This is a genomic window from Paenibacillus sp. 01T47 (genome assembly GCF_056398245.1).
The window spans coordinates 15,680-39,728 of record NZ_JBFTPA010000013.1; the positions used below are offsets into that span (position 1 = coordinate 15,680).

Here is a 24,049-nt window from a genome sequence, read left to right on the forward strand (position 1 = left end):
AAAGATGGCGCCATCGTAGAGCTCTGTGCCATAGTGTACGATTGTCGTACAAACTATGTTAGGAGTTGACTCCGATGGCTAAAAGCAATATTTCACAATCTGAGCCCGGCCTCATGCTGTTTCGAACTGGAAAGGAGCGGTGGGCTTATTTAAATAAGTATAAAGCGTTATATTTTCTATCCATCCCAGGCATTCTTTATTTCTTATTATTTAAGTATGTGCCGCTTTTAGGTTCGGTTATGGCCTTTCAAGACTACAATATTTTCAAAGGTTATTTGGGAAGTGCATGGGTAGGGTTTGACCATTTTCAGCGCATGTTTCAGTATCCTGACTTTTTGCGGATATTGAAAAACACGCTTATTCTCGCATTTTACAGCTTAGGCTTTTCGTTTCCGATTCCAATAATTCTTGCTTTGCTGCTAAATGAGATTCGCAAGGTGTTCTTTAAGCGGACGCTGCAGACGATCATTTACATGCCGCATTTTCTATCGTGGGTCGTTATCGGTGGCATCGCCATTGAGATTCTATCGCCGCGAAGCGGGTTTGTAAACAATATCATTACGATGATCGGCTTTGATCCGATTTACTTCATGGGGGAAGAGTCGTATATCCGAACGATACTGGTTTCCTCTGGCATATGGAGAGACGCCGGCTGGGGAACGATCATTTATTTGGCAGCGCTAACGAGCATTAATCCAGATTTATACGAGGCTTCAGAAATGGATGGAGCGACGCGCTGGAGACAGACATTGTCCATCACTTTGCCCGCGCTTATGCCGACCATTACCATTTTGTTTTTGCTGCAGATCGGCCATTTCATGGATTTTGGATTTGAAAGAGTTTCGGTATTTCTGAACACGCTTAATGCGGGTAAGGGGGAGATTTTGGACACGTATATTTATACAGTGGGCCTTCTCGAAAGACAATATAGCTACACGACAGCCATCGGTCTATTTAAATCCGTGGTCGGACTTGTCTTAATTATGACAGGCAACACACTCAGCAAGAAGATGACTGGTGAAGGTTTATATTAAGGAGGAGACCCCCATGGTAAAAATAAGCACCGGACAGCGGTGGTTTAACGTATTCAATTATATTTTTCTTATCGTACTTGGCTTAAGCATGATTTTGCCAATCATTCATGTCGTAGCGCAATCGCTCAGCAGCAATGCAGCAATTAACACGGGCAAAGTCTATTTATGGCCGGTTGAGCCAACGCTGACCAACTTTAAGGCGGTTATTGGGGAAAAGCTCATTTGGCGGTCGTTTGGCATTAGCGTGTACATTACAGTTGTAGGGACACTGATTAATTTGGTGATGACGGCAACACTGGCTTATCCGTTGTCGCGTGCCGAATATGTATACCGCAAGCCTGTATTAATTATGGTGCTTCTGACGTTAATTTTCACTGCACCGCTTATTCCGAACTATTTGCTCGTAAAAGAGCTGGGCCTTCATGACACGTTATGGTCATTGATGCTGCCTGGAGCTATAAGCGCTTTTAATTTGTTTGTTATGCGCTCTTTCTTTATGGGGCTTCCAACGGAGCTGATTGATTCATCACGAATCGACGGCTGTGGCGAGATGCGGATTTTATGGAACATTATTTTGCCGTTGTCAAAGCCCGTTATGGCGACGCTCGGTATTTTCTATGCGGTATCGCACTGGAACAGCTATGCGAATGCGCTCTATTATATCAACGATAGATTGTTGTACCCGCTCCAAGTAAGGCTGCGAGAATTTATTATTACGGACAGCTCCTCCATTTCTGCGCCAGCCGAGGATGCCTTATTGTCTTCACCGGAAGGCATCAAAATGGCTGTCGTTGTCATTGCAACCATCCCGATTATGATGGTATATCCGTTCCTGCAAAAGCATTTTACGAAAGGAATGATGGTCGGATCTGTAAAATCATAGGCAACGTAAAAAAAACCATTGCACCATAAGTTAACACATATTAACCATTTTTCGAGCGTGATAAGCTTTGTCTATGAAAATGAAAGCGTTATAAATTTGATGAGAGGGGATCTGTTTATGAAAAAAAGAATGCTTAGCTTACTGTGTGTTATTCTCCTTACGGGTCTGCTCACAGCTTGTTCGGAGTCAAACAACAAAGTAGAATCGACAACTAGCCCAGCACCTGACAAAGAAACAGATGTGACGGATAAGCCAGCAGAGCCTACGAAATTTTCGATCGCAAGAGGCACGTTAGCTTTGAAAGCGGTGGAATCGGTAGAAGACATTAATAAAGACAAGTGGGTTCTGGAGCTGGAGAAGCGGACAAACACCGATATGAATATCCAGCTGCTTCCGCATAAGGATTTTAAACAAAAGATTTCACTTATGTTCGCAGGCGGTGAATTGCCGGACGTACTGACTGCTTATCAGTCTATGACACCGGCAAGCAAAGATATGAAAGGCGCAGTAGAAGCTGGACTGTTCATGCCGCTTGATGATCTTCTCAAATCACATGGGCAAAACTTGCTTACTGCTATTCCGAAAGAAGCTTGGGATGAAGTAACCTATCAAGGAAAAATCTACTCCATTCCGCAATACTTAAGCGTACAATCGCGCCGTGCAACATTTGTAAGAGCTGACCTTCTTGAGAAAGCTGGAATTGGGGCGCCAAAAACGATTGATGAGCTGCTGCCTATGCTTCGTGAATTTAAGAAGCTCGGCATTGAACAACCGTTTGGATTCCGTGAAAACTTCAAATATGCCGACTTCATATTGGGAGCGTACGATGTGCTTCCTTACAGCACGATGTATGAGAAACAAGGCGACCAAATCGTTCCGAAATTTTTTGATTCAGAGAACATGATGAAGGCGCTGGAAATGTATAAAGCGATGTACGATGAAGGTTTGATGGCCAAAGATTTTGCAACGATTACAGGTGCGATGTGGACGAAAAGCCGCGACGCTGGAAATCTAGGCATTTACAATGCCAATGCCAATCAACTAGGAATCTACCAAGGGGAACTGACAAAGACCGTGCCTGACGGAAAGCTTGAGATGATCGCTTCACCGACTGGTCCAGACGGCAAAGGCGGTATGATGCTTTACAACAAGACGCTTGAACAATCGTATTTGAACGCGAAGATGGATCAAGCAAAAGCAGAAGCCATTGTCAGCTATTTTGATTACATGGTTAGCGCAGATGCGAATACGTTCTTTACCTTTGGCAATGAGGGTGAGACGTATACGAAAGAGGGCGACAAAGTAAACTACACGGTTCCTGCTGACGAGGAGCAGCGCTATTCTGAACAACGTCGTGACTGGTTATGGCTGGTTAAAGACGGGGCCTTCAATAAGGATAGACTTCCGCTGGAAACGAAGGGCGCAGAAATGATGAATGGTTTTGAGAAGCTGTTGCCTAACGAGGGACGTGCCGGCGTTTTCTTTGATCCCGACCTAGACAGCTATACACAATTCCCAGACTTGGCTCCAAAGTTTGACGAGCCGTCTAAGTTCATCCTTGATCACATGGTCAAAATGATTTACGGCAAAGAAAATATTGCGGATTGGCCAAAGGTTATCGAAGAGTGGAAAACAAGCGGCGGCAATGAAATTATAAAAGAAGCTACAGATCGTTTTAACAGTAAATCAGGCGTTGTGGTAGGTCCAGATGCTAATGCTTGAATCTTATGATTTTACAAAGGTGTTTGCGATGATTGTGCAAAGAGGAGAGAGCATGCTTCAGCAGATCGGAGATAAATCACCGCATGCTGCAAAGGCCGACGGCATTTATGACGATATGAGGCATGATTGGTGGACCTCGGGATTTTGGCCCGGCATGCTGTGGATTTTGTACGATATGACGGGAAAGGAAGCATATAAGAACGCGGCCTGGGGCTGGGACGAGAAGCTGGAAGCTAAAATGATGCAGGAAAACAATTTTCATCATGATGTAGGTTTTCAATTTTTACCGACAGCAATCATTAAACATAAGCTGACTGGCGATGCCGATGGGCTGCGCCGCGGATTGTTCGCTGCTAATTTCTTAGCAGGCAGATACAATATGGCTGGTCGATTTCTGCGGGCTTGGAACCAAGATAAGGTTGGCTGGTCCATCGTTGATTCATCTATGAATTTATCCTTGTTGTTTTGGGCTGCCCAAACGACCAATGATCCACGCTTTAAGCATATCGCAAGGGCGCATGCCGACACGGTTGTAGAGCATTTCATTCGCGCGGATGGATCGGTTAAGCATATTGTGAGCTTTGATCCGGAAACAGGCGAGTTACTCGGGGCAATCGGCGGGCAAGGTGCGGGAGCGGATTCCGCTTGGAGCCGCGGAGCAGCATGGGCTCTTTACGGTATGGCGAATACTTATCGCTATACGGGCGATGAAAAATATTTGCGTGCCTCGCAGCGAGTAGCGAACTTTTTTATAGCTAACTTGCCTTCTGATTACGTACCGCACTGGGATTTTAGAGCTTCGGAACATAGGGCAGATGAACCAAGAGACAGCTCAGCTGGCGCTTGTGCAGCATCCGGCCTCTTGGATCTTGCTTCGATGCTGCCAGTTGAGGAGGGGAATGTTTACCGTGATGCAGCTGAACGTATGCTTATATCCCTTCATGAGAATTATGCTGCATGGGATCTGCCGAATCATGAGGCAATCTTGCTTCAAGCAACGGGAAATCGTCCATCGGGTACGAATGTGAATGTTTCGTTAATCTATGGCGATTACTATTTTGTAGAGGCGGTCGCCAAGCTGAACGGTTGGAAAAATCATATCTTTTAAACAGCCATTGTTTACAAGGCTGCTCATGAGTTCATTGAACTTATGGGTAGCCTCTTTTTTATGAAATTTTATGATCGAATTGAGAATGATTGGATTTCAAACCTTTTAAATTTTTAATTGGATATATTTGAGGTATACCGCCGAATAGACAGTGAAACAAATCTATACTTATAATGTTTTCGGGGGGCTGAAAATGAAAATTTCGAGCAAGAACTATATGTATGGTTCAATTATTATCATTATTTTAATCGCTATAGCCTATTCAAGCATATTTATTTTGAAAAATAAAATAAATGCAACAGATCATAGCAACCCCACATCACCAATGGCATCGGAGTATGTAAGCAAGGTGGATGGAAACTCTTTTTATGTATTAGAAAATGGACAATGGACGAAAACATTTATTAAAGGTGTGAACCTTGGAGCTGGAAAGCCAGGCGCTTTTCCCGGCGAGGTTGCCATTACATACGATGAATACTATAGATGGCTTGGCTATATTTCGGATATGAATGCAAACACGATCAGAGTGTACACGATACAGCGGCCGCAGTTTTATAATGCCTTATTTGATTTTAATCAAAATGCAGTGAAAAATGGCAAGAAGCCTATTTATGTGTTTCATGGCGTTTGGGTTAATGAGAGCGATATAGCAACAATCGATGATGCTTTTGGCAGCAATGACAAGATTCTAAATGATATGAATGTTACGGTAAAAGATACGATTAATATTTTGCATGGCAATCATTATTTGCCAGTAAATAAAGGCCATGCGGACGGCAATTATACCTCGGATGTTTCGAAGTATGTCATCGGATGGATAGTTGGTATTGAATGGGAGCCTTCGCTCGTCGTCAGCACGAATGAAAATAACGCAAAGCGCAGCCATTATGATGGCAAATACCTTTATACCGTAGGTGCATCTCCGTTTGAGGCTTTTCTCACTGAAGTAGGAGATAAGTTGATTGATTATGAAATGACAACCTATAACATGCAAAGTCCGGTTGCCTTTTCCAATTGGGTAACGACAGATCCGCTAAAGCATCCTAACGAGCCTTATAAAAATGAAGACCTTGTAGAAGTAAACGTCGAGCATATTAAATGGCATGACAGCTATAAAGCCGGTATGTTTGCCTCTTATCATGTGTACCCCTATTACCCCGATACATTTAGCTATCAGACCGATTATATTCACTTTAAAGATGCCGATGGCAAACCAAATCCTTATTTGGCTTATTTAGAGGAAATTAAGAAGTTCCATTCCATGCCTGTTCTTATTTCGGAATTTGGCATTCCAGCCTCTCGCGGCAAGGCGCATGAAAATAAAATTACAGGTTTTAACCAGGGCTTTATAGATGAACAAACGCAAGGCGATATGCTGATGAAAATGATGAAGGATATTCACGCTGCTAATTTAGCAGGGGGATTGGTTTTTTCGTGGCAGGATGAATGGTTTAAGCGAACATGGAACAACAATGATTTGGATTTGCCTGATTCAAGGCCATACTGGCTTAATGCTCAAACGAATGAGCAGCATTTTGGTTTATTAGCGCTTGATCCTGGCAACGACAAAAGCATCCGTTATATCGATGGTTCGTTCGATGATTGGGCAAACGATACTCCCCTGTATGCTGACGATCATACCAAGCTATACGTTAAGAGTGATGAGGGATATGTCTATCTCAAGATTGATGCTGAAAATTATGATTTTAATAAGGACACGTTGATCATACCGATCGATACGATAAAGGAACAAGGGAACACAAGCTTCTCACAGCTTGGCTCCACATTTAGCAAAGATGCAGACTTTGTAGTGAAAATTCATGGACCAACGGACTCACATGTGTTAGTAGATGCCTATTACGACAACTACTATTTTAGATATGCGGTTCAAACGAGCCTCATGGACAAGACCCCAGCCTTTCATCATAAGAACACGGGTATTTTTAACCCCATCCGGCTTAGTTTAAATAAAAGCTATGTAGTTCCGCAGCTGAACACGGTCGTTCCTTTTGCAGGATATGAGACGGGGCTGCTCCAATACGGAATAGGCAATCCGGATAACCCTGATTTTAATTCATTAAGTGATTTTTATTATAAAGATGGAAAAGTGGAAATGAGAATTCCGTGGCAGCTGCTGAATGTGATGGACCCTTCCCATAAATATGTCATTGATGATATGTATGCTCGTGGAAAAATATCAAAGCTGAAGGTAGATGGAATGAGCTTTGGCATACAGCATATCAAGACGGGCAGCACGCCGGGAACGACGCAGCAGCCTATAGCAATGGAGGAATATAGCTGGAAGGAATGGGAGCAGCCGACATTTCATGAACGATTGAAGCCTTCCTATTACATTTTGCAAAAGGGATTTCAAGCGATGAATTAATTCATATATAAAAAGAGGAATACAAATGAAAAAAAGAAATATGAAAGCTCGCTATATCATTTTTATAGCTTTATTAATTGGTTTATCGATTCCTTTCATCGTTTGGCTGCTTACACCAAGCAAAAACCTTGATGTCATTGTCATTAATAAAACCTTTCCGGCTCAAGCATCTGAAACGAGCGGCATAAGGGAGCTGGATTACAGCAAGCAGCGCGGGTTGTTTTGGATCATGGATCATCTGCGCATAAATAACCCCTTAACGAATAAAGCTTATGACGCCACGAAGGATTATTATGGGAATTTCCTCGCTGATGGGAAATTAACGGCTGTTCCTTTTGATAAACGGGCTAATGTGCCAGATCTGATCTATATTTCGGATGCGTACGGCACTGGCAATTCAAAGGTGAATGGTGTGGAACCAGTAGGGGTTTCAGGTCTGACGATGGATGAGGTTAGTATAATAGCTACCAGCTATGCCAAAGGGACAACGGTTATTGGCGAATACAATATTGCAGGCGAGCCTACTGCGCCAAACGTATCCAAGGAGCTTGAAGCTATTTTTAACGTCGGCTTTAAGGGGTGGGCAGGCAAGTTTTTCTCGGAATTATCGTCGGCAGAAGATGTACCGAATTGGATAAGAGCAACCTATGAGCAGCAATATGGGAAAAAGTGGAGCTTAACGGGAGCGGGAATCGTTATTGCGGGTAACAATAGAATCATCATATTGGAGCGCGGCAAAGACTTTACAGGACAATCGATCAATCTATTCATGACTGAGGATCATGCTCGCAGCTATCATACGGACACGATTGATTACTATAACTGGTTTGAAATCATTGAGCCTGCAGACGATAAGTCGGTAATCGCATGGTATGACTTAAACGCTACGGAAGCAGGTCAGGAGCAATTGAAGGTCTTAGGGCTAAATACTAGATTCCCAGCAATCATTGCAAATAAATCCGGCAAGAAGAGCTCCTATTATTTTGCCGGTGATTTTAGTGATTATAAGGAACCGGAGAAGATTAAACGGTTTTGGGGTGCTTCTACGCTATACAAAATATTTAGTGTAAACAGCGAAGGGGATCATTCGTATTTTTATTGGCATTTTTATGTGCCGCTTATGTCCAAGCTGTTGAAGGAAACAAAGCCATTAGATGAAAGCATTACATTCCAGGCGAAAGCAGAGACAGCTTCAAATGGTACACAGCTCGTATCCAAAATAGTCGACAATACATTTTCCGTTTATGAAAACGGAGCTTGGAAGAGCATGTTCGTAAAAGGGATGAATATTGGCACAGCAATACCAGGTATTCCTGAAGGAAGCTTCCCAGAGGATACGGCTATTTATTCAGAGTGGCTTGAGAAGATTGGTCAAATGAACGCCAATACGATACGAGTATACACGTTGATGCCGTCAGGCTTTTATCGAGCGCTTGATATTTACAATACGAATCATCAAGATAAACCGCTGTATTTGCTTCAAAATATATCGCCGAGCAGTGAGCCGCCATCAGGCGACTTACTGAATCAAGAGTACAATGCGGCCTACAAACAAGCGATTCAAGATACCATTAACGCAGTTCATGGGAATGCCAAGTTAAAAACAAAAGAGGGGATGAACTCCGATCTGTACATGAATGATGTGTCAGGCTATATCCTTGGTTTTTTAGTTGACCCAGGCTTAACCCCTCAAAAGGTAAAGGCAACGGATCAAGCACATCCCTCTTACAACTATAATGGGAACTATGTTTCATCAGGTTTAGACGCAACGCCTACCGAGTCGTGGCTTGCTTCCCTATCGGATCGTATCTTTCAATATGAGCAAAGTAATTACAACATGCAGCATCCAGCAGCGATTACCAGCATTCCAGAGCTAGACATTCTCGAACATGCTGCATCAAATCCAGAGACGCTCGATGACGCGGTTTCAGTGGATATTAATCATATTGTTATTTCTAGCAAAGTGATCAGCGGATTTTTTGGCGCGTACAATATCTTTCCCGATCATCCGGCATTTATAGCTGGGGAAACGAAGGAAGCAAAACCTGACTATGCAGGTTATAAGCAGTATTTGGATCGTTTTATGAGCACTCAAAAAAAGTATCCGGTACTTATTAGTGAATTTGGATTGTCTACAAGCCTAGGCTCATCGCAAATATCCGCTTCTGGCCATAAGGATGGTCAAAACAGCGAGGCGGAGCAAGGAGAAGGCATCGTTGCGATGATGAAAATCATAAAGGACAGCGGCAGTATGGGCGGGCTTGTTTACGAATGGGCGGATCAATGGGGAAAAAGCAGCCGGTTCACCTCTTCCCTGATGATCCCTTATGAGCATGGAAGCCTCTGGCACAATGTCATTGATCCTGCTCAGCGATACGGTATTTTAGCGCTAGAATCACCTACGCCGACAGAGTATGCAATGACCTTGCGGGGAACAGATCCTCTGCGCACCATTTCTTATGCTGCTAACGAATCTTATTTCTATATAACAGCCGAATTCAGTGAACTGCCGAAGTTTGATCAGAAGAACATTATGATCTATTTGGACACCGTTGACAGAAAAAATGGCGAATATATGCTGGCTCCTGACGTGAATGAAAACTGGTCTGGTGCAGAGTTTAATATCAGCATTCAAAATATGAAGCAAGCCGAATTACTCGTAATCCCGCAATATAATGCGAGCAAAGGCAGTTATTACACTTCCGTATCGTCTAACGGCATTTATGAGAAAATGATGCGTCAGCTCTCAAAAGCATACCAAACTCCCGAAGGTAAAAAGGTTCCCGCTGCTTATGAGGATGGATCAACCTTGAATGCAGGCAGCTTTGACAACAGCAGCAGCCATTTTTATATTGAGGGCAAGACGCTGTATCTTAGAATTCCATGGGCGAGCTTGAACTTTACTGACCCGTCCAGCTTGCTCGTATTAGACGATGAGAAGAAACAAGGGATAATCGAGAACATAAGAGACAGCGCTGCTGTTCGAATGACGGATGGCATAGTCGCTTCACTCGTTATTATGGATAAAAAAACGCAGAAGGTCGATTATCAATTTCCCGAAAGCGTTACGTCATCCGGCTACCGAACCTTTACATGGAATACATGGACGAAACCCGAATACGTATCTCGCAATAAGAAAAGCTACGACATGCTTAAACAACTTTTTGCGCAGGAGGATATATGACAAAAGAAGCATTATATTTGCTGCTCATTTCATCAGCGTTATTTTCATTTTTTTTCATATCGATTATCGTCATATGGTTTTTCCGCTACTTTAGCGAGTCCGCGACGAGCCAATTGAAGAAGCAGCTGGAAGAAGTATTCACATCCTACTTCTATACTGAAAATAAAAATAAACGAACAATCGTGCAAAAACTGAATAAAATCGTCGGAAAAAGTGCTAGAAAAAAAGAGCTGTTCATTAATATCGTCATTAATCACGATGCTGATTTTATCCATACCCATCATGATCAGTTGATGAACATATACGAATTAACGGGAACGAAAGCTTTTCTGCTCAAAAGACTGCAATCAAACAGCGTTCATATTCAGTCCTTAGCCTGTCGGCATCTAGGGGAATTGCAGCTCAGAGATACAACGGCATCTATCCTTACGCTTATTTCAAGCAAAAATAATGATGTGATTTATAATATGATGCTGGCTCTTGCGAAGCTAGGTGATTTGGAGGGGCTAGTTCATGTTCTAACCTATGACTCCCAAAATATGAACTTGTCCCATAGAGCTATTATCGAAATTATTTCTGCTTTTGACGGCTCAAAGGAAGAGCTGTTTCGACAAACAATTGATAGAAGTGATGACTATATGAAGGGCATTCTAATAAAAGCGGTTGCTGATTATAGTATTGAAGGCTTAAGCGAGCATTATATTAAATATTTGAATAGTGAGGATAAGAACCTTAGAATCGCTTCGATAAGAGCGCTGAGCGAGCTTAATAATCCAGATTATGAAGCATCTATGCTAACCAAGCTTGATGATCATGATTGGGAGGTTAGAGCTGCTGCTGCTAAGGGCCTTGAGAAGATTGGGACTAAAAATAGTTTAGCGGATTTAGGGAAAACAACAGGCGACAGTGTGTGGTGGGTAAGACATCATGCCGCCAGTGCACTTGTTCTCATTCCTGGAGGTATTGCTTACGCTTCAAGGATCATCGATGGAGACGATAAATTTGCTCGGGATGCCGTGATTAGTGTGATCGAAATGACTTCCTAATGACAACTTAGAAAAACGAGGATGGTTTTTAACAACATGTATATTCTCAGAATGTTTATTATTTATTTCAGCGAGTTTTGTATGCTGTATACGATTGGAATAAACATCTTTTATAATGGGCAAATGCTGATCGCTTCGCTAGATATGTTTAGTTATTTACGAAAAATGAAAGCCTCGGATTATAAAAGATATATCGATTCGAAAAATATGATTCCGATTTCTATCATTGTCCCTGCGTACAACGAAGAGAAAACGATAGTTGATAATATTAAATCGCTGCTCGCTTTAAATTATTTTGAGTATGAGATTATTATTGTGAATGACGGCTCCACCGATTTCACAAAAGAAAAGATTATAAACGAGTTCAATTTAAAAAAGGTAAACCAACCCATTATGCAGAGCTTGCCTACGAATGAAGTAGCTGGCATTTACCGAAGCAATCAATACGAGCGATTAATATTTGTAGATAAATTAAACGGGGGCAAAGCGGACGCCCTTAATGCGGGCATTAATGTGTCTGTCTATCCAATTTTTGCATGCATCGATGCCGATTCCATCTTAGAAAATGATGCCCTTATCAAGCTCACGATGTTATTTGTGGAGAATCCTGAAACGATTGCTGTTGGAGGGATCGTCAGAATTGCCAACGGCTCGATCATTAAAGACGGCAAGCTTATGGAGATGAATATTCCGAAAAGCAATATGGCAAAATTTCAGATTATTGAGTATTTCCGAGCTTTCCTGACTGGCCGTACGAGCTTCAGCAAGCTTAATTCCATACTCATTATTTCCGGTGCATTCGGTGCGTTTAATAAAAGGGTCGTTATTGAGTGCGGCGGGTACAAAGTGGATACGATCGGTGAAGACATGGATATTATCGTTAGACTTCATAAGGCGATGAAAGATCAGAAGAGAAAGTACAAAATACAATTTCTAGCGGACCCGATTTGCTGGACTCAAGCTCCAGAAACAATGAAGGATCTAAGAAGCCAGCGGAGAAGATGGCAAATTGGTCTTTTTGATACGCTGATAAGCTATAGGAGAATGCTCTTTAATCCGAAATATGGCAAGATTGGCATGGTGACACTGCCTTATTATTGGATATTCGAATTAATCGGGCCAATTGTTGAGGCACTCGGCTATATCTTTATCCCACTTGCCTATTTATTTGGCTTGCTTGCGTTTGACAGCTTTATTACTTTTTTTGTTATCGCGTTTTTACTCGGCACTACCTTATCAATGGGCAGCATCTTACTGGAGCAAATTACATTTCGCAAATACAGCTCGCTTAAAGAAACTTTGCTGCTTGTGCTGTTCGGTGTGTTGGAAAACCTAGGTTATCGTCAGCTTACTGTTCTGTTCCGTGTTGAAGGTATTTTTAATTTTAGAAGAGGCCGTCATTCATGGGGAGCAATGAACAGAAAGAATTTTGTTTCAAGCAAAGAGAAAAATGATAACGATAAGTGATGCTGAAATGGCAATGGAAGAGTAGCTGCGTGCAGATGCGGATGCTCTTTTTTTTTGCAATTGAACGATAGGAAATTCTCTAAATAGGCAACCGCAATAAGAAAAAGGACCAATGGGCTTAGAAACAATGAAAACGCATACATGTCATTCTTGAATAGACCACTCTTTGAGGGGGTTTGGGCTTGTATGGGGGGCGAAAATCGATTGGTAAATCTTGCGGTTGCCGATAAATAGGCGATTTATCAACAAAAATGACACATTTGAGAAGTTATCTGAATAGTCGCAGTAGTTCGCGAATTGATGTTTCTCCATAAATATAAAGCGCTATCATGCGATACGGGAAATGACATATTTACGAGAATTGTTATGTTCCGTATTGTTGTGAATGTAAGCGATAGCATTTCCGAAATTCCTGTCGCTAATCACCAAACAAAAGCAATTATAACGAAACGGGAAAGGAGTGATTTTATGCAGGAAGCAAGTCCAATGAACGCACCAAATATGCTTCCGGAACCGACGAAAGAGAAGAGCAGAATGTGGAAAAGACTCCTTCAAAATTGGGAATTGTACTTATTCATTGCACCCGCATTTTTCTACTTTCTAATCTTCTCTTACGGTCCGATGTACGGCATACAAATCGCATTTAAGAACTTCATACCAACGAAAGGGATTTTCGGAAGCCCTTGGGTCGGTTTCGACCATTTTGTCCGATTTTTTCATTCTTATTACTTTTGGGACTTGATATGGAACACGTTAAGTATTAGCCTGTATGAACTCGCTATTGGGTTTCCAATACCGATTATACTGGCGCTTGCCTTCAATGAGCTGAAGGGTGGTTCCTTCAAGAAAATGGCTCAGACCGTCACTTATGCGCCGCATTTCATTTCAGTCGTTGTTATGGCAGGCATGATCATTACGTTCTTGTCGCCTTCATCGGGAATAGTGACACATCTTATTGAGTGGCTTGGATTTGATGCTCCAGATTTCTTGACGGACCCGAAGTGGTTTAAGACGATGTACGTATTCTCTGGTGTTTGGCAAAGCGCAGGATGGGGAACAATCATATATTTGGCTGCGCTTTCAGGAGTAGACCCGGGTCTGCATGAGGCAGCCATTATAGACGGAGCTTCACGCTTCCAACGGGTGCTTCATATTAACATTCCGACGATTATCCCTACGATGACCATTCTTTTAATTCTGAACATGGGAAGCTTGCTTGGGGTTGGATTTGAGAAGATATTGCTGCTCCAAAACTCGCTTAACATGGGAGCATCCGATGTCATTTCAACCTTCGTATACCGATCAGGGCTTGTCGATGCCCAGTATAGCTTCTCGACGGCGATCGGCCTGTTCAATTCCGTCATTAACGCCATTATTTTAGTGCTTGTCAATCAGATTGTAAGACGCACCAACGAAAACAGCCTGTGGTAGAAGAAGGGGGTATGACCGATGATTTCCGCCGTTAAAGAGTCCGGAAGAGATAAAGTGTTTCTGATATGCAACTATATTTATGTATTTCTCGCTTTTATTGTAGTCGCCTATCCTGTCATTTATATGATTAGCGCTTCGATAAGCGATCCGAAATTGGTGGGTTCCGGCGAGATGTGGCTGTGGCCAAAAGGCATTACGTTTGAAGGTTATAAGAGGGTGTTCCAAAACTCCAGTATATGGACAGGTTACGGCAACACCATTCTTTATACGGTAGTAGGTACGTCGATCAATTTATTCGTTACACTGCCTGCTGCCTACGCTCTAAGCCGCAAAGACTTTATGGGACGCAACTTTTTTATGGGGATGTTCCTCGTCACGATGTTTTTTGGAGGAGGGCTCGTACCAAGTTACTTGCTCATCAAGGAACTCGGAATGGTGAATACGATATGGGCGATCGTTATTCCTTCGGCCGCTTCAATCTGGAACATCATTGTAGCGCGCACGTTTTTTCAATCCTCTATACCAAAAGAACTGCAAGAGGCTGCCCAAATTGACGGGTGCACCAACCTGCGGCTGTTCGTCAAAATCATTTTGCCGCTGTCAATGCCAATCATTGCCGTTATGGCTTTGTTCTATGGTGTTGGCAACTGGAACAGCTACTTCTCGGCACTCATCTATTTGAATGATGCCGCAAAATATCCTTTGCAGCTCGTGCTGCGGCAAATTCTTGTTTTGCAGGAGATGTCGGCTCAGGGCGGCGGCGCAATGGATGCTTCTACGGCGTCGGCTCTCAACAGTAAGGCAGAGATTGCGGCGCTGGTCAAATACGCGGTTATTATCGTAGCGACAGCACCGATTATCGCCGTTTATCCATTTCTTCAGCGTTACTTTGTGCAAGGTGTCATGATTGGTTCCGTTAAGGGCTGATTTTGCTCATAAATAATATGAAAAAAGGGAGAGGGTTTAGGATGAAAAAGCTAAAAAAAGCATCATCTTTGTTACTCAGCATTACGCTGCTTGCTTCCGTATTAGCGGCATGTGGTTCGCCGAACAATGAGGAGAAAACGAATAGCAGCAATACAGGTTCCAAAACGTCCGCGTCCAATACGGCTGACGGGGTTAACAAAGAAGGGTTTCCGGTTGTCAGTAAACCGATTACCTTGAAGATGATGTCACAGGACGTTGGCGTTGCTGACTGGAACAAAATGCCTGTACTACAAGAGATGGAGAAACTGACAGGCATTAAGCTGGAATACCAGAACGCCCCGATCGACAGCTTTGCGACCAAGAAAAATCTAGTATTTGCAAGCGGAGATTTGCCGGATATGTTCTATGCTGCGGATCTGAAACCTGCAGAACAAGTCACTTACGGAACTCAAGGTGTTCTTATTCCTCTTGAAAAATATATTGATGAAGGCTACGCGCCAAATATTAAAAAGATCTTTGATGATAATCCGGACATCCGCAAGTCGTTCACCACGCCAGATGGACATATTTATGCGCTGCCGAACGTTGACTTAGCAGCAGTCTGGTACCGCGGTCCGATGTGGTACAACGGCAAGTTCTTGAAAACTCTTGGGGCAACAGAGCCTAAGACGACAGAAGAGCTGTACACCTATCTGAAGCGTGTTAAGACTGAAGACCCGAATGGAAACGGTAAGCAGGATGAAATTCCGCTCACATCCGACAAACTGAACGATTTGCGCATGTACTTCCTCGGTTTCTGGGGCATTTATGATGAGGTCGTTTATGCCGATAAGGATGGCAAAGTACATTACACGCCACAAGAAGAGGGTTACAAAGGATATTTAACGTTCCTCAACCGTCTATGGAAAGAGGAATTGCTGGACCACGAGACCTTCTCGCAAACAGGTGAACAGAAGAAAGCAAAAGGGAAAAACAATCAAATTGCTTTGTTCAACGACTATTACCCTTACTTTACGTTAGGCGGCGAACCAAGCGAAGACAACCCGTTGATGACGCCAGTGAAAAGTGAAATTGCTGATTCTCCTGTCTATGGCAAGCACCCTGGTATTTCAGCGAATGGTACCTTCGCCATCACAAGCAGCAATCCGGCTCCAGAGGCAACTATGCGTTGGGTAGATTACCTATACAGCTATGAAGGCGCTACCTTGTTCAATCAAGGTCCTGAGAACCTTCTGTGGAAATATAAAAACAAGGAAACGCATGAAAAGGAATGGCTTCCTGTTCCAGGCGGCATCGACCGTGAAGAATACCGCGGAACGATGACACCAAACTATGGTATTCTAACGCCGGGTATGAACTCAAGCGATGTTGCCGTAGGCCTTCGTAGCGAATTCGATCTATGGATCGATAAGCAAAATGCAGAGAAGCTTACGCCAATCGCAAAACCGCCTTACCCTAACGTTTATTTGACAAATGAAGAGCAAACTGAGGCCTCTGCTTTGTTATCTGATCTGAACACTTACGTTACACAGATGGAAGCGAAGTTCGTAACGGGACAGGAGCCGCTCTCCAATTGGGACAAGTATTTAGAGCAAATTAAAAAAATGGGCGGAAACCGTATTGCTGAGCTTTACCAAAGCGCATACGACAGATAATTGACAGATAAATAAACGAACAAGAGCATGAACCCAGAAACAGCAAAAACCCGGTCATGCGAAATGCTGACCGGGTTTTGTTTATTATTCATCATCTGAATCAGAAAGCAATTGCGCCTGTTCGTTCTCCCAGAATTGCTTGCGATATTGACCAGGCGTATAGCCGGTTTCTTTCTTAAATTTGCGTATAAAGTTAGGCGTATCCAAATAGCCGACTTGAATAATGATGTCCTTAAGCGGTGCGTTTGTCGTTTTCAGATGATGCATAACCTCTTCCATTCTTTTTTGCCAAATGTATTGGATGAAGTTAAGGCCCATCTTTTCCTTAAATGAACGGCTCACATGTGATGGCGAAATGGCATACTCATATGCAATCGTTTCTAGGCTGAGCGTATGGTCTCTAAAATGCTCATCGATATAGGAAACGATCCGATCAATCTGTGATTGCTCCTCCTTCTGATTGTTGCGCTCCACTTGATTGCAGATTCGGGAGGCGAGATTCAGAAAGCCAGTCTCGATTTCATCCAAGGAATGGCTGTAAATCATATTAGGAGCCATGTCTTGAATCACATTTTGAATGCCAAGCTCGGATGCGGTTTTTAGCATCGTATTCAAAATGTCAAAGCATATGCAGCGTTTGAGCAGGGCAGACAGCTCGGATGATTGCAGGCTGCGGATCGATGGGCTGATCATTTGCGCAGCTACATCATAGCTTCCTTGCTTCAAGCTTTGAGAAAGCTTGAGCAGCGAATTATTCGGTATCCAGAAGGTATGATCCGGTGTATCTTGCAGCTTCTCGAAATAAGTGATCGTGCCATGACCGCTTGTCGCTTGCAGTTCAAAAGCTGAGCAAGCTTCAATAAAGGACTGATTCAGCTGGTCAGGGCTTGAATAGCAGGTTCCAACGCCAATCGTAGGCGTAACATCAAACGTCTCTAGTATCGTGTAGAGCACCGCTTCAGCAATGTGGCGCACAGGAACCAATTCCTGCTCGGCTTGATCCCTATTAAAGCTAATAATGAGTGCAAGCTGATCCAGCTGAGGGAGCTCTACGCCATAGGCATGAGCAGCCAGCTCCGGGAATTCGATTTGGGAGAGCAGTTCTATCATTTCTTGCCGCTCCTGTCGTTCCTCTTGCGTATCTTCGATTTCATCCCAGCCAATCACCATAACAAAGTGATGAGATTGGTCGAAATGAAGATCGAAGGCCTCTTGCAGCTCTGGTGAAAGACTTTGCGCATTCCCATATTTCAGCAGCATGGACAAAAAGTGATTGCGAGCGTATGGCTCTTGAAGATCAACTCGCGAGCTGTATTGCTGCAGCGCTGTTCGGATTCGATCAAGCTCGTTCCCGTTTTCGGTTGATTGATCAGCGGAATGCTTCGGCTTGGATTTGGAATTTGCGAACTCTACAAGCGTAGAGATCGGCAGGTATTGCATTCTAGCAAGCACGAGGGCAATCGCCGCTCCAACGACCACAACGATGAGGAACAGCATGACGATGAAGCTGCGGACATGCACTACGCTGCTGAGAAACTGGGAACTTGGCATGACGGTGACATAAGTCCAGCCATTATTTTCCGATTTTACGGATACGATGGAATGCGGCTTGCCATTTAAGGTTTTATCGTGAATGCCTGGCGCGAGACTATATAGAGACTGCGCCTCTGCATTCGTTAAGGCTTCGCCCTGGCGATTGTCTACTAGAATTTGACCTTTGTTGTCCAAAATATAAGTCAAGCCTTGATAATTGCCTAGAATCGAATCAATTAAACTCGTAAGCTCTGATTCTTTAATTAGATACATAATCGTTCCATGTGGATTAGGGTTGTACGGCGTAATGGGAACAAGATAAGCGAGCATCGAATCCTGCAAATTAGCGCTTAGGACTACGGTGTCAGCTGGACGCATCGTAGGATATTTAACCGTATTCAAATCTTGAAAAATAGTGTCTTTGCTCCAATTGTGAAAGGTAAAGGTGTTTGCGAATACATCCATGCTCGATAGACCCTTCGCGGAATAAATATTTGCATCCTTGTGAAAATACAAGAACATCTCGCTAATGATAGAGCTGGTCGCTTTGTATTGATCCAGTGCTTGTATCGCTTCACCGCTGTAATAAGAATCGTGAACCCGAAACGGAGTCAGCCTCTTGTCATACGAGACGCGTGAAGCAATTTCACTTAGCTCTTTCATCCGCCCGTCAACAATAACTTTGGCTTGCGTGAGCTGGCCGAGGCGAGATTGCTCAATTTCAGTACGTAGATTGGTTACTGCGTTTTGATAGATAAATATCGTCATAAGTACTAATGGGATAAGTAAAATAAACAAGTAGGACCAGATGTATTTTAAAAACAGTTTGGATTTGAAGTAGTTTCGTTTCATATCGTCTGCCCCCTATGATCGATCAATCCTTTTCGTCGCTACTAATCATAGCAACAAATTTACAATTTGGACATAGAGCAGAAGAAGGCAATGAACGTAAAGCTTACGAAAGTCCTACTATACTTGGAGGTAACCATGAGCGAAATAAAGACGACAGACGAAATAGAGCAAGTTGTTGAGCAAGGTGTCCACAATTACAGCAGTGAAGAGCAATGGGTAAAGCCAGAGGACCCGCTTCTGCAGGAGCGGCTGGAGTGGTTCAAGGATCAGAAGCTGGGCCTTATGATGCACTGGGGGCCTTATTCACAGTTAGGTGTAGTTGAATCATGGGCGCTTAGTGACAAGGATGAGGAATGGTCACGCGATGGCATCGATTGGAATGTAGACGCAGAGGAATTGAAGCGGCAGTATTTTGGGCTAAACAAAACCTTTAACCCGCTTCGCTTTCAGCCTGAGCTATGGGCAAATCTTGCTGCGGAGAATGGCTTTAAGTATTTAAATTTTACAACCAAGCATCATGATGGCTTCTGCATGTGGGATACCCATACGACGGATTACCGGATTACGAGCCCTGATTGTCCTTTCCATTCGCATAAGTACGCCGATATTTGCAAGCAGCTGTTTGATGCTTTCCGCGCAAAGGGCTTAGCTATATCAGCATACTTCTCGAAGGCAGATTGGCATACGCCATATTACTGGGCGCCAGGCATGGAGCGTGGGTCGTTTACCGCGCGCGGGCCTTCCTATGACCCGAAGCAATATCCACATTTGTGGGAGCAATTCGTGCAGTTCACCCATGCGCAAATTATGGAGTTGATGACGAAATATGGCCGCATCGATATGTTATGGCTCGATGCAGGATGGGTTAACGATTACCGCGATCAAAACATCCGATTAGGCGAGGTGGTTGAGAAGGCGCGGGAAATTCAGCCTTGGCTGCTCTCGGCTGATCGTACCATCGGCGGCCCTTATGAAAATGTCATAACACCAGAGCAGACATTGCCTGAACGTCCGCTTAATGTGCCGTGGGAGAGCTGTATTACGATGGGCACCTCATTCTCCTTCCGTTATGAGGACAAGTACAAGACGGTTCGACAGCTGATCCATCTGCTCGTTGAAATCGTTGCGAAAGGCGGAAACCTGGCATTGAATGTTGGTCCGCAGCCTGACGGCAGGTTATCGACTACAGCCATTAGCCGTATCAAAGGGATGGGCGATTGGTTGAAGGTTTATGGTGAGGCAATCTATGGAACACGAATTTGTGAGCCTTTTTCTGCTGACAATTGCCACTTTACGAGAAAAGGAGATACGGTTTATGCCTTTTATTTGTACAAGGATGAAAAAGAAGCTGTGAAAGAGGAATTATACCTCCCTATACAGAAGTCTTTCAGCCAGATTGATCTCGTAGGTGGACAAGACCATTTGCAGTACAGCCAAGCAGAAAACGGCATTATTGTCCGTTTGCCAGTGAATGAATACTCAGAACAAGCACCAATCGCGCATGTGTTTCGGATTCGTTAATCGAGAGGGGTAGTCTGCTATGCAGCAATGGTTTAAGGAAGCTAAGCTAGGTATTTTTATACATTATGGTATTTATGCAGTAGATGGTGTATCGGAGTCATGGTCGTTCTATAACGGAAGAATGAGCTATGACGATTATATGAAACAATTGGACGGCTTTACGGCTTCGAAGTTCGATGCGGACAAATGGGCTGATTTAATTGAGCAATCGGGAGCGAAGTACGCAGTGCTTACGACCAAGCACCACGATGGCGTAGCATTGTTTGATACACAGTACAGTGACCTTAGCGTTGTGAAGAAAACGCCGGCAAAGCGGGATCTGATCAAGGAATATGCGGAAGCCGTCACGAAAAGAGGGATTCGACTTGGGATGTATTATTCACTTATCGACTGGTCGCATCCCGATTATCCATCTGTGTTTGAAGGCGGCAAGGTGCCGGATGACTTGTCTAAGGTTAATAAATTTTCGAGCCCGATAGATGGTGTTCAGGATGAAGAAAAGTGGAATGCTTTTCTAAAGTTTAACAATGATCAGCTGCGGGAAGTTTTAACGAACTATGGGAAGGTTGATCTTCTTTGGTTCGACGGCGATTGGGAACGCAGCGCTGAGCAGTGGAATTTGCCCGAATTCAAGCAATATCTGCAATCGTTTAACCCAGACATTATTATCAACTCACGCCTGCAAGGTTACGGGGATTACAAGACGCCGGAGCAAGGGATTCCGATAACGCGGCCGGAGGGGCCTTGGGAGTTTTGCACAACCATTAATAGTTCGTGGGGGTATGTGCCGACGGACGATAAATATAAATCATTAAATCAAATCATTCGAATGTTCTGTGATTGCATTACCCTAGGCGGCAACATGCTGCTTGATATCGGGCCGATGGAGGATGGAACGGTAGATAAACGGCAAGAGGATATTTTGCTGGGATTAGGCGAATGGATTCGAACGCACGAAGAAGCGGTGTTTGGGACGGATGAAGGCATTATGACCCGCTATTATTTGGGCGGCAGCACCATATCCAAAGATAAAAAGTCACTGTATCTGTTTGTGTATGATGATCCGAAAGAGAATGTATGCCTAAAGGGATTATGCAACAAGGTCAAAAAGATTACGGTGCTGCATTCCGGCAAAGAGCTTACGCATGAAATTCATGGCGGGGTGCCGTGGTTCAATATTCCGGGGACGACATGGATTCATCTGACAGCGGAAGACACTCACAATCAAGTGACCGTGCTTAAGCTGGAATTTGATGAGGAGCTTGATATGTATGGTGGTTCAGGCGCAGTTGTAACGCATAACTAATCAAGTGATCTGTCTACTTAGGAGGAAGAAACGATGAAAATTGGATTAAGTTCTTACAGCTTGTTAAGCGCCATAAAATCGGGAGAGATGAGCATTCTTGATGCCATCTCTTGGATAGCGGGTAACGGCGGCGAGCATATGGAGATTGTTCCATATGGCTATACGCTCGTTGACAACCCTGAGCTGGCGGATGCTGTACGTGAGAAAGCAAAGGAGGTTGGCATTGCCCTCTCCAACTATTCGATGCCGGCGAACTTCGTGCAGGATACGGAGCAATTGTTTGAAGAGGAAGTCACGCGGGTCAAGCTGCATGTTGATCTTGTGCATCGACTCGGCATGAATCATATGCGGCATGATGTAACCGCCTTCACCATTCCACCGGAGAAGATGACGATTCAGTGGTTCGAGGAGAACCTGCATCTCATGGTGAAGGGCAGCCAGCTCATCGCGGACTATGCCGCGCAATACGGCATTACAACGACGATAGAGAATCATGGCTTCAGCGTACAGTCCAGCGACCGGGTTCAACGTGTTCTTCATGCGGTAAACCGGCCGAATTTCAAGACGACTCTCGATATTGGCAACTTTATGTGCGTAGATGAGAATTCGATCATCGGCGTTAAGAAAAACTTGCCTTATGCATCACTTATCCATTTCAAAGATTTCTACTTCCGTCCATATGATCAGCATCCGGGTGACGGTGATTGGTTTTTGACCTCGAACGGTAACTACCTGCGCGGGGCGATTGTAGGTCAAGGGGATATTGAGATCCGTAAAATCGTCAAGCTTATTAAGGAATCGGGTTACGATGGTTATATGACGATCGAATTCGAAGGCATGGAAGAGTGCAAATCCGCCTCCCGCATTGCGATGGACAACCTGCGCCGCTTCTGGCATGAATGTGTACTTTAAGCGAGCTTCATCGTTTTCATAGATTCATAGCAATTCAAACGGAGGGATAACATGAATTTAAGCGGATTGCAGGAACCGAACATCGAATATGCACCCAAACATTATGTATGTCGCCGCGCGGCGGAGCCGCTAATTCTTGACGGGCGAGTAGATAAGCCGTTCTGGGCAGCAGCGGACTGGACGGATGATTTTGTAGATATTGAAGGCGATCTTCGGCCCAAACCTGCGAAGCAGACCCGCGTGAAAATGCTGTGGGATGACGACTATTTCTATTTTGCGGCAGAATTGATTGAAGACGAGATTTGGGCGACGTTGACGGAGCGGGATTCGGTCATTTTTTATGATAATGATTTTGAAATATTTATTGATCCCGATGGCGACAGCCACAATTATTATGAGTTTGAAATTAACGCGCTGAATACCGTGTGGGACCTGCTGCTGGTTAAGCCATACCGCGACGGTGGTCCGCCGATTAACGGCTGGGACATTAACGGGCTTCAGACAGCCGTACATATTGACGGCGAGCTGAATCGGCCGGAAGCAGCGAATCGGAAGTGGAGCATTGAGGTAGCGATGCCTTGGAAAAGCTTGCGCGAATGCGCGCCTGAAGGCAGAGCGCCAGTAAATGGCGAGTTTTGGCGCGTCAATTTCTCCCGCGTTGAATGGCGCGTTGAAGTGAAGGATGGCGAATACCGCAAGATCATCAATCCGGATACGGGCAAATCCTATCCAGAGGACAACTGGGTATGGTCTCCGATGGGACTTATTAATATGCATTATCCTGAGCTATGGGGTTATGTCATGTTTGCAGGGGAAGATGGCCCGGATTCGTTCGAACAGCCGCCGGATGAACGCATAAAGTGGGAGCTGCGCAAGCTCTATTATCGTGAGCGCAATTACTTCGCAAGTCACGGTGAATTTACTGCGGATGCGGGATCGTTGATGCATGGCGGGGAGCAGTGGAGCATAACGCCTGTCATTGAGACGACCCGCTCCATGTTCCAAATCACAACGCTGTCTAGCGATGGGAAGTCGAGCTTCTGCATTAGGCAAGACGGAAAGCTATGGAAGGAGTGAGTACG

16 protein-coding genes are annotated in these 24,049 nt (G+C 44.1%); 15 read left to right on the plus strand and 1 reads right to left on the minus strand.

All coding sequences use genetic code 11. The features are described from left to right. Positions 1–113: 113 nt before the first annotated feature. The 11 genes from AC1DOV_RS22570 to AC1DOV_RS22620 all read left to right on the plus strand — a co-directional run bounded on the left by AC1DOV_RS22570 (position 114) and on the right by AC1DOV_RS22620 (position 16,843). Positions 114–1,034, plus strand: a complete 921-nt coding sequence (locus AC1DOV_RS22570) for an ABC transporter permease (RefSeq protein WP_477551207.1) — start codon at positions 114–116, stop codon at positions 1,032–1,034. 13 nt (positions 1,035–1,047) lie between these two features. After that, positions 1,048–1,917, plus strand: coding sequence for a carbohydrate ABC transporter permease (locus AC1DOV_RS22575; RefSeq protein WP_441910687.1), 870 nt, complete (start codon positions 1,048–1,050; stop codon positions 1,915–1,917). 117 nt (positions 1,918–2,034) lie between these two features. Beyond that, a complete protein-coding gene (locus AC1DOV_RS22580; RefSeq protein ID WP_441910689.1) occupies positions 2,035–3,639 on the plus strand; it encodes a type 2 periplasmic-binding domain-containing protein in 1,605 nt (534 codons plus the stop codon). A gap of 52 nt (positions 3,640–3,691) precedes the next feature. After that, the gene (locus AC1DOV_RS22585; protein WP_477551143.1) at positions 3,692–4,747 is read left to right on the plus strand and encodes a glycoside hydrolase family 88 protein; all 1,056 of its coding nucleotides are present in this window, start codon (positions 3,692–3,694) and stop codon (positions 4,745–4,747) included. Between the two features lie 193 nt (positions 4,748–4,940). Further along, on the plus strand, positions 4,941–7,133 hold the full coding sequence (locus AC1DOV_RS22590; protein ID WP_477551144.1) for a family 2 glycosyl transferase: 2,193 nt from the start codon (positions 4,941–4,943) through the stop codon (positions 7,131–7,133). 25 nt (positions 7,134–7,158) lie between these two features. Beyond that, positions 7,159–10,317, plus strand: a complete 3,159-nt coding sequence (locus AC1DOV_RS22595) for a hypothetical protein (RefSeq protein WP_477551145.1) — start codon at positions 7,159–7,161, stop codon at positions 10,315–10,317. Then, complete coding sequence (locus AC1DOV_RS22600) at positions 10,314–11,363, plus strand: HEAT repeat domain-containing protein (RefSeq protein ID WP_076269696.1); 1,050 nt, start codon at positions 10,314–10,316, stop codon at positions 11,361–11,363. The genes AC1DOV_RS22595 and AC1DOV_RS22600 overlap by 4 nt, the downstream gene beginning before the upstream one ends. Before the next feature lie 36 nt (positions 11,364–11,399). Beyond that, the gene (locus tag AC1DOV_RS22605) at positions 11,400–12,830 is read left to right on the plus strand and encodes a glycosyltransferase family 2 protein (protein ID WP_477551146.1); all 1,431 of its coding nucleotides are present in this window, start codon (positions 11,400–11,402) and stop codon (positions 12,828–12,830) included. 501 nt (positions 12,831–13,331) lie between these two features. Continuing rightward, the gene (locus tag AC1DOV_RS22610; protein ID WP_372239018.1) at positions 13,332–14,261 is read left to right on the plus strand and encodes an ABC transporter permease; all 930 of its coding nucleotides are present in this window, start codon (positions 13,332–13,334) and stop codon (positions 14,259–14,261) included. Between the two features lie 18 nt (positions 14,262–14,279). After that, on the plus strand, positions 14,280–15,188 hold the full coding sequence (locus tag AC1DOV_RS22615; protein WP_477551147.1) for a carbohydrate ABC transporter permease: 909 nt from the start codon (positions 14,280–14,282) through the stop codon (positions 15,186–15,188). A 41-nt stretch (positions 15,189–15,229) separates the two neighbouring features. Next, entirely contained in the window at positions 15,230–16,843 is a 1,614-nt protein-coding gene (locus tag AC1DOV_RS22620) for an extracellular solute-binding protein (RefSeq protein ID WP_441877229.1), read from the plus strand. 84 nt (positions 16,844–16,927) lie between these two features. On the opposite strand, the gene AC1DOV_RS22625 is transcribed toward AC1DOV_RS22620, so the two are convergent. Further along, positions 16,928–19,228 (minus strand): helix-turn-helix domain-containing protein, encoded by a 2,301-nt coding sequence (locus AC1DOV_RS22625; protein WP_477551148.1) that lies wholly within the window; start codon positions 19,226–19,228, stop codon positions 16,928–16,930. Between the two features lie 135 nt (positions 19,229–19,363). On the opposite strand from AC1DOV_RS22625, the gene AC1DOV_RS22630 reads away from it, so the two are divergent. Genes AC1DOV_RS22630 through AC1DOV_RS22645 form a run of 4 tightly spaced genes read left to right on the plus strand, consistent with a single transcriptional unit; the run spans position 19,364 to position 24,044 of the window. After that, a complete protein-coding gene (locus AC1DOV_RS22630; protein WP_477551149.1) occupies positions 19,364–20,749 on the plus strand; it encodes an alpha-L-fucosidase in 1,386 nt (461 codons plus the stop codon). 19 nt (positions 20,750–20,768) lie between these two features. Further along, positions 20,769–22,055, plus strand: a complete 1,287-nt coding sequence (locus AC1DOV_RS22635) for an alpha-L-fucosidase (protein WP_477551150.1) — start codon at positions 20,769–20,771, stop codon at positions 22,053–22,055. A gap of 33 nt (positions 22,056–22,088) precedes the next feature. Beyond that, on the plus strand, positions 22,089–22,967 hold the full coding sequence (locus AC1DOV_RS22640) for a sugar phosphate isomerase/epimerase family protein (RefSeq protein ID WP_477551151.1): 879 nt from the start codon (positions 22,089–22,091) through the stop codon (positions 22,965–22,967). A 51-nt stretch (positions 22,968–23,018) separates the two neighbouring features. Beyond that, positions 23,019–24,044, plus strand: a complete 1,026-nt coding sequence (locus AC1DOV_RS22645) for a carbohydrate-binding family 9-like protein (protein WP_441877214.1) — start codon at positions 23,019–23,021, stop codon at positions 24,042–24,044. Positions 24,045–24,049: the final 5 nt, after the last annotated feature.